The 13,404-nt window shown below is 34.0% G+C and carries 13 protein-coding genes; 2 read left to right on the forward strand and 11 right to left on the reverse strand.

Annotated elements, in window-relative coordinates; all coding sequences use genetic code 11:
- From DS737_RS15550 to wecB, 11 genes are all read right to left on the reverse strand, one after another.
- Nucleotides 1-663 (reverse strand): NeuD/PglB/VioB family sugar acetyltransferase, encoded by a 663-nt coding sequence (locus tag DS737_RS15550; protein ID WP_113997900.1) that lies wholly within the window; start codon nucleotides 661-663, stop codon nucleotides 1-3.
- Nucleotides 650-1,267, reverse strand: a complete 618-nt coding sequence (locus tag DS737_RS15555) for a sugar transferase (RefSeq protein WP_113997901.1) — start codon at nucleotides 1,265-1,267, stop codon at nucleotides 650-652. Before DS737_RS15555 ends, DS737_RS15550 begins: the two co-directional genes overlap by 14 nt.
- The gene (locus tag DS737_RS15560; RefSeq protein WP_113997902.1) at nucleotides 1,264-2,409 is read right to left on the reverse strand and encodes a glycosyltransferase family 4 protein; all 1,146 of its coding nucleotides are present in this window, start codon (nucleotides 2,407-2,409) and stop codon (nucleotides 1,264-1,266) included. The genes DS737_RS15555 and DS737_RS15560 overlap by 4 nt, the downstream gene beginning before the upstream one ends.
- Nucleotides 2,410-2,419: 10 nt before the next feature.
- On the reverse strand, nucleotides 2,420-3,547 hold the full coding sequence (locus DS737_RS15565; protein WP_113997903.1) for a hypothetical protein: 1,128 nt from the start codon (nucleotides 3,545-3,547) through the stop codon (nucleotides 2,420-2,422).
- A 1-nt stretch (nucleotide 3,548) separates the two neighbouring features.
- A complete protein-coding gene (locus DS737_RS15570; RefSeq protein ID WP_113997904.1) occupies nucleotides 3,549-4,898 on the reverse strand; it encodes a phenylacetate--CoA ligase family protein in 1,350 nt (449 codons plus the stop codon).
- A gap of 10 nt (nucleotides 4,899-4,908) precedes the next feature.
- Nucleotides 4,909-5,802, reverse strand: coding sequence for a glycosyltransferase family 2 protein (locus tag DS737_RS15575; RefSeq protein WP_113997905.1), 894 nt, complete (start codon nucleotides 5,800-5,802; stop codon nucleotides 4,909-4,911).
- Nucleotides 5,799-6,632, reverse strand: a complete 834-nt coding sequence (locus DS737_RS15580) for a polysaccharide pyruvyl transferase family protein (RefSeq protein WP_113997906.1) — start codon at nucleotides 6,630-6,632, stop codon at nucleotides 5,799-5,801. Before DS737_RS15580 ends, DS737_RS15575 begins: the two co-directional genes overlap by 4 nt.
- A complete protein-coding gene (locus DS737_RS15585) occupies nucleotides 6,629-7,894 on the reverse strand; it encodes an oligosaccharide flippase family protein (RefSeq protein ID WP_113997907.1) in 1,266 nt (421 codons plus the stop codon). The genes DS737_RS15580 and DS737_RS15585 overlap by 4 nt, the downstream gene beginning before the upstream one ends.
- A gap of 6 nt (nucleotides 7,895-7,900) precedes the next feature.
- Complete coding sequence (locus DS737_RS15590) at nucleotides 7,901-8,917, reverse strand: NAD-dependent epimerase/dehydratase family protein (RefSeq protein ID WP_113997908.1); 1,017 nt, start codon at nucleotides 8,915-8,917, stop codon at nucleotides 7,901-7,903.
- Nucleotides 8,918-8,935: 18 nt separating this feature from the next.
- Entirely contained in the window at nucleotides 8,936-10,213 is a 1,278-nt protein-coding gene (gene tviB / locus DS737_RS15595; protein ID WP_017395886.1) for a Vi polysaccharide biosynthesis UDP-N-acetylglucosamine C-6 dehydrogenase TviB, read from the reverse strand.
- 218 nt (nucleotides 10,214-10,431) lie between these two features.
- A complete protein-coding gene (gene wecB / locus DS737_RS15600; RefSeq protein WP_113997909.1) occupies nucleotides 10,432-11,565 on the reverse strand; it encodes a non-hydrolyzing UDP-N-acetylglucosamine 2-epimerase in 1,134 nt (377 codons plus the stop codon).
- A 315-nt stretch (nucleotides 11,566-11,880) separates the two neighbouring features.
- Between wecB and DS737_RS15605 the strand changes: the two genes are divergently transcribed.
- Nucleotides 11,881-12,963, forward strand: coding sequence for a polysaccharide biosynthesis/export family protein (locus DS737_RS15605; protein WP_113997910.1), 1,083 nt, complete (start codon nucleotides 11,881-11,883; stop codon nucleotides 12,961-12,963).
- On the forward strand, nucleotides 12,963-13,391 hold the full coding sequence (locus DS737_RS15610) for a low molecular weight protein-tyrosine-phosphatase (RefSeq protein WP_004637394.1): 429 nt from the start codon (nucleotides 12,963-12,965) through the stop codon (nucleotides 13,389-13,391). Before DS737_RS15605 ends, DS737_RS15610 begins: the two co-directional genes overlap by 1 nt.
- Nucleotides 13,392-13,404: the final 13 nt, after the last annotated feature.

Consider the following 13,404-nt stretch of genomic DNA (forward strand, 5'->3'; position numbering starts at 1 on the left):
TTATTTCTTTTCCAATATACGTGCAGGATTTCCGACCACTGTTACGCCTGCCAGTACACTTTTGGTCACAACCGCGCCCATTCCAACAACCGCACCTTTTCCAATGACTAAAGGTTTATCAGGCGTACCCTGTTTAATAACAGCACCTGTCCCAATATATGCATGGTCTTCTATATGAATATTGCCATTGCATTTTACGCCAGGCGCAAAGGTGACGTAATCGCCAATTACACAGTCATGCTCGACATAACTGTACAAATTAGCATGAAAGCATTTACCTATCTTGATATTTGACGTAATTGTCACGAATGGGCTCAGCGCAGCACCCTCTCCGATCTCAACCTCATCCATAAACAAGGTATTGTCAGCATATACAGACCATAGATTCATTCCATCTTCTGCAAGACGATTGGCTATCTTTTCTCTAACACTACTATTGGCAATCGCGATAAGCACATGTTTATTTAAGTAATTTAAATCTTTGAAAGTCTGATAGTTTAATGCCACATGACCATTAATCTTTTGAGACGCGACCAAGCTGTCATCTATAAAGTAGAGTTCGGCTTGGATGCCCATCCGTTGTAAGTGCTGACGTGCAACTGGCATTAAACTTCGGCCACAACCTGAAGCGCCATAAACAGCATAAATATTATTGTGGTTCATTCTGATTGTCCGATGCTGAACCTGTAAACTTGGTCATCGTTGCTTCGCCTGCTTCACTGATATCATCTTTAGCGATCACTTTTTTCACTGTTTTCAACATGATTTTAAAGTCCAACCAGATCGACTGATTTTCAACGTACCATGTATCTAGTTTAAACTTCTCTTCCCAGCTGATGGCATTCCGTCCATTGACTTGCGCATGGCCCGTCATACCTGGACGTACATCATGACGCTTGGCTTGCTCTTTATTGTAAAGTGGTAAATATTCCATTAATAAAGGACGAGGCCCTACAATACTCATATCACCTTTAATCACATTCCAAAGTTCTGGCATTTCATCCAGACTGGTGGAACGTAACATTTTACCAAAAGGGGTTAAACGCTCACTATCCGGCAATGGATTTCCCTGTGCATCAACAGCATCTTTCATGGTACGAAACTTAATCATTTCAAACGGTTTACCATGCAGACCTGGACGAACCTGACGAAACAAGACTGGAGAACCTAAATTTTTCTTTACCTTATAGGCAACGTAAAAATATAAAGGCGACAGCAAAACCAGTGCCGTTGAAGCAATAATGATATCTAATAAACGTTTGATCATTTCAATAAGCCCATTTCAGTTAGCATATGTTTATTAACTGCATCAACATCATATTTATTTAAAGCAATTTCACGCGATCTTTTTCCCATTTTTTCAATTAAACTCGGATCAAGAATAAATTGTTGCATTGCTTTGACTAAACTTTCACTTGATTTTACTTCAATTAGGAATCCGTTCTCACCATGAATTACAGTTTCTTTACATCCAGGTGCATTCGTTGTAATAACAGCTCTGCCCATCGCCATTGCTTCTAAAACTGTCCTAGGGGTTCCTTCACGATAAGAAGGTAAAACATATATTGAGCTAGCCGCGATTGCAGGACGAACATCAGCAAGTTTACCCCAATAATTTAGCCTACCATCGGCGATCCATTCATCTAATGCTTCTTGAGCAATTGCTGTTGGGTTCTCATCGATCCATCCGACCAAGTGAAACTCAGTTTCTGGGTATATTTGCTTAATCTGTTTAGCTGCCTCAGCAAACTCTCTTACGCCTTTGTCAACCAATAAACGTGCAATAAGCAAAAAAGATATCTTAATTTGTCCAGAATTACTTTTAGGTGGCTCAACAACTGTAAAGTCTTGAACATTCACACCAGAACCATTTACGACTACAGTCGGTTTATTGTGATTAACTAAGTTTAGATCGTGGAATAATTGTTGATCATCTGGATTCTGAAAGAACACTTTTTCACTATGTAAGAGCGCATATTGATATAGGCCATGCACAATTTTTTGGAAAAAACTTCGTTTACTCCCCTGTTCTACATTTTGAAAAGCGTAACCTAATCCTGTTATTAGCGCAAAACGATGAGGGACTTTTGCCAATTTAGCAGCTAACGTCCCATAAATGACAGGTTTAATAGTATAAGACAATACATAATCTGGTTTTATTTTTCTTATACAGTTATATACAGCCCATAAGGTTTTCATATCGGAAAGTGGATTAGTTCCTGTACGCTGCATTGGAATTTCATCTACACTATAGCCCAAGTTTCTTAGTTGACTCACTTCACTAGTAAATAAATCTAGATCAGGACCTAAGATATAAACTTGAATGTCTTTTTTTGAAATTGCCTCAAGAAGCTTTCCACGGAAGTTCAAAATGGAAGGCAAATAGCTACTAATTATTAAAAATTTCATCTACCTATTACTACCTAATTTTATTGTTTGATAAACTATTGATTTTTGACATCCCATAAATTAAGAAATAAATTAAAATAGGCATAAACATCCACTTTTGTCTCGTTGCTATTCCTAAATTAGCTGTTGTCATTGCGAGAATAGACCATACTAGCAAGGTATATATGAAAAGTAATAAATTTTTTCCATCAAAGAGAAATTTTAAATTCATCCTTGATTTATACAATATTAATAAAAATATCAATAACAATAATGAATTTTCAAGACTATTAATAAATGCAAGTAAGCTATGACTTTCATAAGGTAATGGTCTAAAAACATAAGTAAACATTTGCATTGGATAACTCATAGATGCAATATCAATAGATGAGCCACCTGAAGCATTTAGCGACTGTCTTTGATCTACATATGCAGATACATCTTCATACCCCCCATCCTCTAACCCTACATAATCCCTTACAAAACTGGAAGCTATAAACATTAAACCAAATAAAATAGGAACAAATAATAATTTTAATATAAGATGAACTTTTGACTTAAATAATAAAGAGGCTCCATATGCTACAATCATACAAAGAGCGATATGCGGACGCACCATAAACATAAAGAAAAAAGAAAGTGGAAGTAATAAATAAACTTTTTTATTTGTTACTAATGTATAAAGAAAAATGCAAACGGATAAAAAAGCTATAGAGTCTTTTCCTAACGCAGATGTCCAAAAACTCATGGATGGCAGAAAAATAATTAATAACCATAACTTATTCTTTGCATATCCCTTTAAAACAATATACAACAACACTAAGCCAATAGTCCCAACAATATTATAAAAAAGAAAAACATTTAAATAGGAAGCACTAAATATTTTATAAACAATTCCACCTAAGAAAGTAACAAAAGGAGTTCCAGGATAAAATGCTCCCTCACCTGAAACAATTTTGTCATAATATGTAATTGCATCTGCACCATTGATAATTGAAAAATTGTAGTAATAAATACAAAAAAAAGTATGCCAAATATACAAAAAAAAAGTAAAAAAAGTTTCTTTATAACTTTTATGAGCAATCAGAAAAACAATTATCCATCCCAAAAAAAAGATAGAAATAGACAACATATTCTGCTCTAAACTATAATCTTTCACTTTAATTACCTATATTATTTTTAACTAGTCTAAATTTCCCACTTTTCTCCTTAGGGATTTCATCTAAGTAATTAAAATTTAGTTTAACATTCGGTCCAACTCTTTCTCTTAAAGCAGAAATAAAATTAATTTCTTGAGTTTTACTATATTTATCATTTACAACCAAGTTAACATCAATATTGTAAATTTCATTTTGAATAAGTTGAAAACAAATAATCCCTTGAGTATCTTTAGTAGAATTACTAATATTACCTAAATTTACTTTTCCAAAATCAGGTGAAAGAATATAATCATTAGTTCTTCCCTGTATACTCTCAACAAGAGGAAATACCGAACCACATTTACATTTCTTATTATCATCAGCTAATATTATAGAATCACCAATTTTATATCTTACTAATGGTGTTCCATGTGTAGTAAAGGATGTAATTACAAGCTGACCAATTTGACTAGGCTGCAAATTATCGTCTAAAACTTCAAAAATTCCTGTTAAAGGATGTATATGTAACCCACCATGCAAACACTCTAATATAAATGGTGCTCCTTCAGATGAAGCATATTGATCAACCAATTTACATCCAAATACTGCATTAATTACTTCTCTATGTTCATTAAGAACTGTTTCTGCTGTTGGAAAAAATACTTGAACTTTTCCTTTATATCTTAACCCTCTTGCCTGGGCAATTTTACACAACTCATAAACACTAGAAGGAAAACCAACAATAAATTCTGGTTGAAAATTATTTATTGAATTCCAATAAATATCAAAATTTTTTTCATTAATCTGAAAAGTAGAATAGAAACGAATTTTATTTATAAAATCATAATGTGAACATCTACCTTTCTTAAGATCTTCATTAGTAATTAAATTTTTTCCAGAGAACCAAGCTGTCTTTTTACCAAGCTCGTAACCATGTTGTGCTCGAAAGTGATCTAAAATAGCAAATCTTTCTTGCATATCCTTTTTTGTATATATCACTTTCATAGAAGCCCCTGTTGTTCCTCCCGTTAGACTAACTAGGCCTTCTGATTCATTTATTGTTTTGATTAAATCCAAATTATTGATAACTTCTTTTTTTTCTAAAAGCCTGTTAATAGATAAATTATCAAAATCATAATCCTTATACCAGATTGAATTTTTAGATACATATCCAAAGAAAGCTTTTTTCTTACTTTCTATCTCTTTATCTAGATGATCTTTAGGTAATTTCTCTATATCTTTATAATATTTTCTAAATTTAGAGTAATCACCACTATGTCGTATCTTATATTGATATACATTAAAAAAAGTAACTGCAATATTTTGAATAAAATATGGACTAATTCTAACAATTTTCTCCTTTAAAGACATAGCTTACTCCTTATATTGAAATAAAAAAAAGAATTAATAGTAAAAGTTTACTTAAAACAGGAAACAATCGTCTTGCTGACTTAGCCCGAATTTTTGCAGCATAATAGTTCTTAGAAGAAATAGATTCCTTTATATGAGCTAAATAAATTTTTCTCAAATAAACTTTTGCCCAAAAAGATAATCTATTCCTATTCTTCGGATTAGAATAATAAGTAAATGGATAAGGAATACTAATATCTCTACCTGAACGAGAGTGATCTGATACAATATTAATTCTCGTAGAAACTTTATTATAAAAAACCATTTTACCTCTTAAAGCCAATTCAATCCATACATATAAATCTTCGCCAGATTTATATCCTACCGGAAATCCATTAACTTCTAGAAATTCTCTTTTCCTCAAGCATACTTTTGAACTATTTACAAGGCTACCATACAAGGAATCTTTAAAAAAGTTTTCGACGTAGCCTCTATAATCATTCTCATAATATGATGAATTTCTTAAGATATCTTTTCCATCAATACAATTTTCATGCTGAAGTGAATACATGCTAGCATCAGGATATTTATTTATTAAAGAATTTATATTATATAAGAAATCTGGATACCATTCATCATCCGCATCTAAAAAACAAACATACGGATACTTTGCTTCTTCCACACCGCGATTTCTTGCTACTGAAACTCCTTGATTAATCTGGTGAATTAATTTTATATCAAATTTTGAGTTATCTATTTTGAATAAATAACTTTGTACAATACTTAAAGAAGAATCAGTAGATCCATCATCTACTATTATAAGTTCCCATTTTTTATAATCTTGATCAATTATAGAACTTATAGCTTTAGTGACTAAGTGTTCTTTATTGAATAAAGGAATTACAATTGAAAAAAATGTCATCATATACCTAAATTATTTTCTATAGAAGACTTCATTAATTCATAATTAACATTACTACATACATTTGCACTAGTGGCTGCTTTTCTTAAATCAGATATATTCTTACAAAGAATAGGATTTTTTTTAGGATGAGTCATAACAGAGTAATAATCTTTAAACTTGAAATCCCCTCCAATAATTTCGTTCCCCACACTAATCCAATTATTAGGGACATTCATTGCATCAGAAAAGATCAATCCATGTAAAGAAGATGATAAAATTTTATCGCAATTTAATATTTGAAGGCAAACACTCTTAAAATCATCTCTTATATCAATAATTTTAACTCCATCGCAATCTTTAATAAGACTTCGAACTTTATCTAAGTCCATAAAATGAGGGATAATACCTATAGATGATGTAGGTGATACGCTACTATTAATTCTTGGCTGAACAACTTCTCTTGCTAATAGACCAGGATCACCCAAAAAAACTAATTCTAATTTAGAGTTTTTCTTTAATAAAGCTTGTGCTGTGAGTTCTCCTCTTACACCAATTACTTTATCGAATTCAATTGGACTTTCTGACTGTTCACGTGAAATAAAACCAGCACCTATAATCGTGCTATAACAATTTGAACGACCTAAAATACTTCCACAAAACAAAAAATGCTTCTTTTTCCCGAAAGAATATTTATAAACTTTATTTCCAAACTTATAGTTTGGATAATCTTTGTTAAATAAATCACCTGCATTTTTTTCAATACAATAATTCATTAATAGTCCATTACTAAAAAGACCATAAAATCCTTTGATAAAGTTTAAGATTTTTATATATACATATTTAAATTTCATAAATTTCTCTCATAACTGAATTTATATAAAGCCATCAACATAATCATCAAGAAGATTTCAGTAAGTACAGTAACTATCGCAGCTCCTACAGATGAAAAATAGTAAATAAAGAAAAAATTCATTACTACATTAAATATACTCGCTAACAACATTACTTTTACTTTGCGCCCTACATAATCCTTAGTTGATAGAATTGCTCCTACACTTGAAGATATAAATTTAAATGGAATAGCAAAACAAAGAATTTTAACTATTAGGGCTGCATGACTATAATTTTCCCCATAAATCGTGCCCACAAGAAAATCTGAATAAAAAAACAAAATTATTAAAAATATACATCCAATAAAAAACATTAATTTATTACCTAAAGAATAAACTTTAATTATCTTTTTATTATCATGATAAGCCCATTTATGTAACTGGGGAAGTAAAAATTTTTGATATACTACACTTGGGATAATATATACTGAGGCTAAAAAGACAAATGCTGCACTATAATATCCTGTAGATTCAGATCCAGCTAAAAAACTCAATATTAAAACTGCACTTTGCACATAAATTAGATATAAAAATCCTGCTGACCAGAAAGGAAGCGATTTTTTTAGCAACTCTGATGTCTTAATTATTTTTCCTGCATAATTTTTAGGCTTTTCACTCAAAAAATTAATTAAATCTTTTGCTCCCCAAAAAATAATTAAAGCCCCTGAAAAACCATATGCAATCATGAAATTAATTAGTTTCCCTTCACCTAAAGCAATTATTATTAATATGAGGATAAATCTTAAGGTATGGGGGATTAATTGTATAATTGAAAATTTCTTATAATTTAATTCTATTTGATACTTTGAGCCTATTAATTCAACAAAAGATTGTCCGAAACAATAAAAACTAAAAAAAAGTAAAATTAGAAAAGAAATATTCTTAACCATTAAAGCATTTACAATTAAAATAAACAGAACTATACAACTCGTTAACTTTACTAGTCTCAGAGAAATAGGCATCCATCTTATTGCATTACTTTGTTCTTCCCCATATACTTTTAACCAAAAGGCAGAGATACCCATTCCAATACATGGTGCTAAAAAATTCAGTAGTGTAAGTTGTGTAGAAAAAACTCCATACTGAGCTACCGTCAGGTTTCTAGCAATTAACGTTTGAGAAAGAAAAGCAAAAAGAGCACCTAACAGTGTACCTAGAAGAACAATAAAGGTATCTTTCAAATAGGTTTGAAAGACTCTTTGTAACTTAGTTTTCAATTTCATAATTATTTAATTACAATACCATGCCATAGCTAACTTAATTCCATCATCTATTTTATAAATAGCTTTATATCCTAATAATTTTTGAATTTTCTCTACGCTCGCTTGCGAGTGTCTTACGTCTCCAGCTCTAAAGTCACGATATAAAGGCTCTTTCTCATAAATCACCTTATTTTCGCCTAAGGCAAATTTAATCGCATTAAATAAATCATTTAGGGTGGTTCTATCCCCTACTGCAACGTTATAGACCTGATTTTTTGCTTCTTCATTTTCAGTAGTAGCAGCTAAAATATTTGCCTGAACTGTATTTTCGATAAAGCAGAAATCTCGACTGGTTTCACCGTCACCATTGATAAAGACATCATCGCCTTGAATCATTGCAGCTGTCCACTTTGGAATTACCGCAGCATATGCTCCATTTGGATCTTGACGCTTTCCAAATACATTAAAATAACGTAGACCAATACATTTAAAGTCGTATGTACGAGCGAATACATCTGCATATAACTCATTAACGTATTTAGTTACAGCATATGGAGATAATGGATTACCGATATTTTCTTCTACTTTAGGAAGTGCAGGATGGTCGCCATAAGTCGAGCTACTTGCTGCATAGGTAAAACTTTTTACCTGTGCATCACGAGCAGCTACTAACATATTAAGAAAACCTGTAATATTTGCGGCATTAGTCGTAATTGGATCAGCAATGGAACGAGGGACTGAACCTAGAGCTGCCTGATGTAAAACGTAATCAACATTTGCACACGCTTTTTGACAGTCTTCAAGATTTCGAATATCACCTTGGATAAATGTGAATCTCGCCCACTGTTCTGTCGTAACTAAACTCTGCACTTCATCTAAATTATGTTGATGACCCGTTGCGAAGTTATCTAGGCCAATGATTTTTTGATCTAGTTTTAACAAGGTCTCAAGCAAGTTTGAGCCAATAAAACCAGCAACTCCCGTAATTAACCAGATTTTAGGCTGTTGTTTTAATTGCTCACACACTGATTGATATTGGCTCATTTTTAGTTTCCTTATGATTTATAAACGGATATCTGACTCTGCTTGAGATAAAACATATTTTAAGTCATATAAAACATGATTTGTTTTACCCAAAGCACGGATAGCATCAGCACCCATTTCTTTAAACTGCTCATGCGCAACAGCCAAGATCACCGCATCATAAGTATTTTTTTCAACTGACTGAACGGGTGTAATCCCATATTCATGCTCAGCTTCTGCTTGGTCAACCCACGGATCATACACATCAACTTGTGTCTCGTATTCTTTTAGCTCAGCTACTATATCAATAATTTTGGTGTTTCGAATATCTGGGCAGTTTTCTTTAAAACTAAGGCCTAGGATTAAAACTTTGGCACCTTCCACCTGAATTTTCTTTTTAATCATTCCTTTAACAAGCTGAGTAACGACATAAGCACCCATATTGTCATTTAAACGACGACCAGCAAGAATAATTTCAGGGTGATAACCAATTGCTTGGGCTTTATGAGTTAAGTAGTATGGATCAACCCCAATACAATGCCCCCCAACCAAACCAGGACGGAATGGCAAGAAGTTCCATTTAGTACCTGCAGCCTCAAGTACGGCTTCAGTATCTATGCCCATCTTATTGAAGATCACAGCCAACTCATTAATCAGTGCAATATTGACATCACGCTGCGTATTTTCGATTACTTTAGCAGCTTCAGCAACTTTAATACTCGGTGCTTTATGCGTTCCCGCCTCAATAACTAAGTTATAAACCTGATCAACAAATTCAGCAATTTCTGGCGTTGAACCAGACGTAATTTTAAGAATATTAGTCACACGGTGCAATTTATCACCTGGATTAATACGCTCTGGACTATAGCCTGCGAAAAAATCCTGATTAAATTTTAAACCAGATACCTGCTCAAGCACTGGAATACATGCTTCTTCTGTTGCCCCAGGATAAACAGTTGATTCATAAACAACGATATCTCTTTTTTTCAAGACCTTACCAATACTCGTAGAGGCTTTTATTAGAGGTGTTAAATCGGGTTGTTTATAGTCATCAATCGGAGTTGGAACGGTGACAATAAAAAAATTACAATCTTTTAAATCGTCTAAATCTGCTGTATAGCTCAAATGAGAGGCTTGCTTTAATTCTTCTGGCGAAACTTCTAGCGTGTGATCTTGCCCACTTTTAAGTTCATCTACACGTTTTTGATGAATATCAAATCCAACAACCGAGACTTTCTTACCAAATTCAACTGCCAGTGGCAAACCGACATACCCTAAACCAATAATTGCTATTTTTAACTCGGCAAGTGTTAGCATAAATTGAAGCCTTATCCCTTACAATTTTTATCTGTAGATACTGCATAGAACAGCAATGAAATAATTGCGCGTACTATATAGTAGATTTTTTATAGCCTCTACATTTCAATTGTATGAATGTGTTTACAAGCTTTCATAACCCATACACTGCCAACCCTATATCGTGAAGTTCATCACAATATTATAAATTAAATGGTAAGTTTAATATTTAGTAGTGTTCAAACCATCTTACTTTTCATATATCCAACGATTTTCTGACAAGCCGTGCCGTCACCATAGGGATTGTGTGCTTCAGACATCGTCTTATAGGTTGTTAGATTTTCTAATAAATCAATCACAGCATTTTCAATTGTATTCACATCGGTGCCTACTAAACGCACCGTTCCTGCCTCAACAGCTTCAGGGCGTTCTGTTGTATCTCGCATTACTAAAACTGGTTTACCTAAAGAAGGAGCTTCTTCTTGGATACCACCGGAGTCAGTCAAGATTAAATAGCTACGATTCATCAAGTAAACAAATGGTAGATAATCTTGAGGTGCGATCAGAAAAACATTGTCAATATTTGCCAGCAGTTCATTTACAGGCTGCTGTACATTTGGATTTAGATGAACAGGGTACACGATCTGAATATCAGGATATTTTTTTGCAAGGTTTGCCAAAGCAGTACAAATATTGAGAAAACCTTGCCCGAAGTTCTCACGGCGATGGCCGGTAACTAAAATTAATTTTTTACTTTTATCTAAAAAGCTAAATTCTTGCTCTAACGTCTGAATGAGTTGCTGCTCTTGTTCCACTTTGGTTTTAACCTGAAGTAAAGCATCAATCACGGTATTCCCTGTAATCACCACTGTTGCGGGATCAACATTCTCATTCATCAAATTCTGATAAGATGACTGAGTCGGTGCAAAGTGATAATTTGCGAGAACGCCTGTAAGCTGACGATTTGCTTCTTCTGGCCAAGGTGAGTAAAGATCACCTGTCCGCAATCCTGCTTCTACATGACCAATTTTAATTTTATGATAATAACCCGCTAGTGAGGCTGCAAAAGTTGTTGCAGTATCGCCATGAACAAGAATCAGATCCGGCATCCATTCTGCAAATACCCGTTCGAGCCCTTTTAAAACACCAGATGTCACATCAGATAAGGTTTGCCCAGGTTTCATCAAGTTAAGATCAAAATCAGGCTTTAAACTAAATAGCTCTAAAACTTGATCTAGCATCTGACGATGCTGTCCTGTCACACATACCTTAGTTTCAAAGTCTTGATCGTATGCTTGTAATTTTAATGCTAAAGGTGCCATTTTAATTGCTTCTGGTCGTGTACCGAATATCAGTAAAATTCTTTTTTTCATTTGATCTCACCTATTATTTTTTATACGAAGCCATCATACAACACATCCTCTCAACGAAAACGGCTCAGAACGTTTTTACTTCATTAAGTTACAATTACAATAAAAAGAATCTGTTCAAAGCGGGAAAATCCTCACAGAAAAGAAAAGTCTGTTTAGAAATGCCGATCATTGCAGTAATACTAAACATACAAAGCCCCTATATTTCTCAATGCTTTTTTGAGTTTTTTCAGCTAGAATTGGAAAAATTCTGGGCCTCAAGACTGTGAGTTTTTGGGCCACTGATATTAATTAGATATAAATAATCAAGGGTCGTGTGTGAAGTATTATCAGCTTTTTTCTATTCTCGCGGTGAGTATCGCTGCAACTAGTTGTGCTGTTACCTCGGGCTTACAAACCTATGACATCCCAGCAGAAGGGCTGTATACCACCGATCTGGGAACAACAGTCAATGTCATTAAAATAGATCAGGAAAACCTAGTTGCTATACAACCCGCACAAGTGAACTATCAGCATCAATACAATACTTTATTTCAAAAACAACAAGTCAGCTATCGTTTAAGTGCAGGTGATGTACTTTCCATTCAACTTTGGGCATATCCTGAAATTACTGGCAACACAGCTGATCCTAAAGCAAGTGGTTACCCGATTGATGCGAGTGGCTATATTCAACTCCCTTTAGTTGGTCGTTACAAAGCGTCTGGGAAAAGTTTGGCACAGCTAAATACTGAGCTACGGAACCAGTTTGCACGTTATTTAAAAAATCCTGATGTTATCGTTCGTGTTTTATCTTATCAGGGCCAACGTTATTCAGTACAAGGCAGTGTGCTTCGTGGCGGTCAATTCTATTTAAATGACCAGCCAACCAGTATTTATACTGCACTTGGTATGGCCGGCGGCATTAATGACAAAGGCGCAAATACTTATATTCAGTTGATTCGTAATGGCCAAACTTACGATCTGAACACAATCGAGCTTGAAAAGTCAGGCTACTCACTACATAAACTTTTAGTACAACCGAATGATACGATTTATGTGAGCACCAGAGAGAATCAAAAAATTTATGTGATGGGTGAATCTGGTAAGAATCAGGCGTTACCTATGCGTGATCAAGGCATGACCTTAAGTGATGCTTTAGGTGAAAGCTTAGGAATCAACCCGCTATCAGGCAGTGCTAGTCGTATTTACGTACTCAGAACCAATCCAAATGACCGCAGCACGGCACTGTATCATATGAATTTGATGAGCTTAGGTGATTTTGGTCTTGCCAATCAATTTAAATTGCGCAGTAACGATATTGTCTATGTGGATGCAACTGGTTTAACGCGTTGGCAGCGTGTGGTCAACCAAATTATTCCTTTCTCAAGTGCTTTATATAATATTGATCGTTTGGGGAACTGATGCAGATTAAAAATATCTTGGTGATCTGTGTAGGAAATATCTGTCGAAGTCCAATGGCAGAATATTTCTTAAAGCAAGCCTACCCCCAACTTCATATTGAATCTGCTGGTATCTCAGGCTTAACAGGTCATCCAGCAGATGAAAAAGCGCTGCATTGCATGCAAGCACTTGATATCGACATGAGTGCACATATTGCAAAAAAGCTAAAAGCCGAACATCTTAAAAATGCGGATTTGGTTTTGGTGATGAGTCAAAATCAACAAAAACATATTGAACAAACATGGCCATTTGCGAAAGGCAAAGTCTTTCGCCTAGGACATTGGCAAAATAAGAATGTGTCCGATCCCTATCAACATGATCAAGCTTTTTTTGATAGTACATGCCAGCTGATTCAGCAGTGTGTGGCTGATTGGAAAAAATATATTTAACTTTTAGATTTAA

This window comes from Acinetobacter haemolyticus, assembly GCF_003323815.1.
Taxonomy (GTDB): domain Bacteria; phylum Pseudomonadota; class Gammaproteobacteria; order Pseudomonadales; family Moraxellaceae; genus Acinetobacter; species Acinetobacter haemolyticus.

Bases quoted from the DNA above. Each gene is read 5' to 3' on its own strand.
- DS737_RS15550 (WP_113997900.1), bottom strand. From the start codon at position 663: ATGAACCACAATAATATTTATGCTGTTTATGGCGCTTCAGGTTGTGGC.
- DS737_RS15555 (WP_113997901.1), bottom strand. From the start codon at position 1,267: ATGATCAAACGTTTATTAGATATCATTATTGCTTCAACGGCACTGGTT.
- DS737_RS15560 (WP_113997902.1), bottom strand. From the start codon at position 2,409: ATGAAATTTTTAATAATTAGTAGCTATTTGCCTTCCATTTTGAACTTC.
- DS737_RS15570 (WP_113997904.1), bottom strand. From the start codon at position 4,898: ATGTCTTTAAAGGAGAAAATTGTTAGAATTAGTCCATATTTTATTCAA.
- DS737_RS15575 (WP_113997905.1), bottom strand. From the start codon at position 5,802: ATGATGACATTTTTTTCAATTGTAATTCCTTTATTCAATAAAGAACAC.
- DS737_RS15580 (WP_113997906.1), bottom strand. From the start codon at position 6,632: ATGAAATTTAAATATGTATATATAAAAATCTTAAACTTTATCAAAGGA.
- DS737_RS15585 (WP_113997907.1), bottom strand. From the start codon at position 7,894: ATGAAATTGAAAACTAAGTTACAAAGAGTCTTTCAAACCTATTTGAAA.
- DS737_RS15590 (WP_113997908.1), bottom strand. From the start codon at position 8,917: ATGAGCCAATATCAATCAGTGTGTGAGCAATTAAAACAACAGCCTAAA.
- tviB (WP_017395886.1), bottom strand. From the start codon at position 10,213: ATGCTAACACTTGCCGAGTTAAAAATAGCAATTATTGGTTTAGGGTAT.
- wecB (WP_113997909.1), bottom strand. From the start codon at position 11,565: ATGAAAAAAAGAATTTTACTGATATTCGGTACACGACCAGAAGCAATT.
- DS737_RS15610 (WP_004637394.1), top strand. From the start codon at position 12,963: ATGCAGATTAAAAATATCTTGGTGATCTGTGTAGGAAATATCTGTCGA.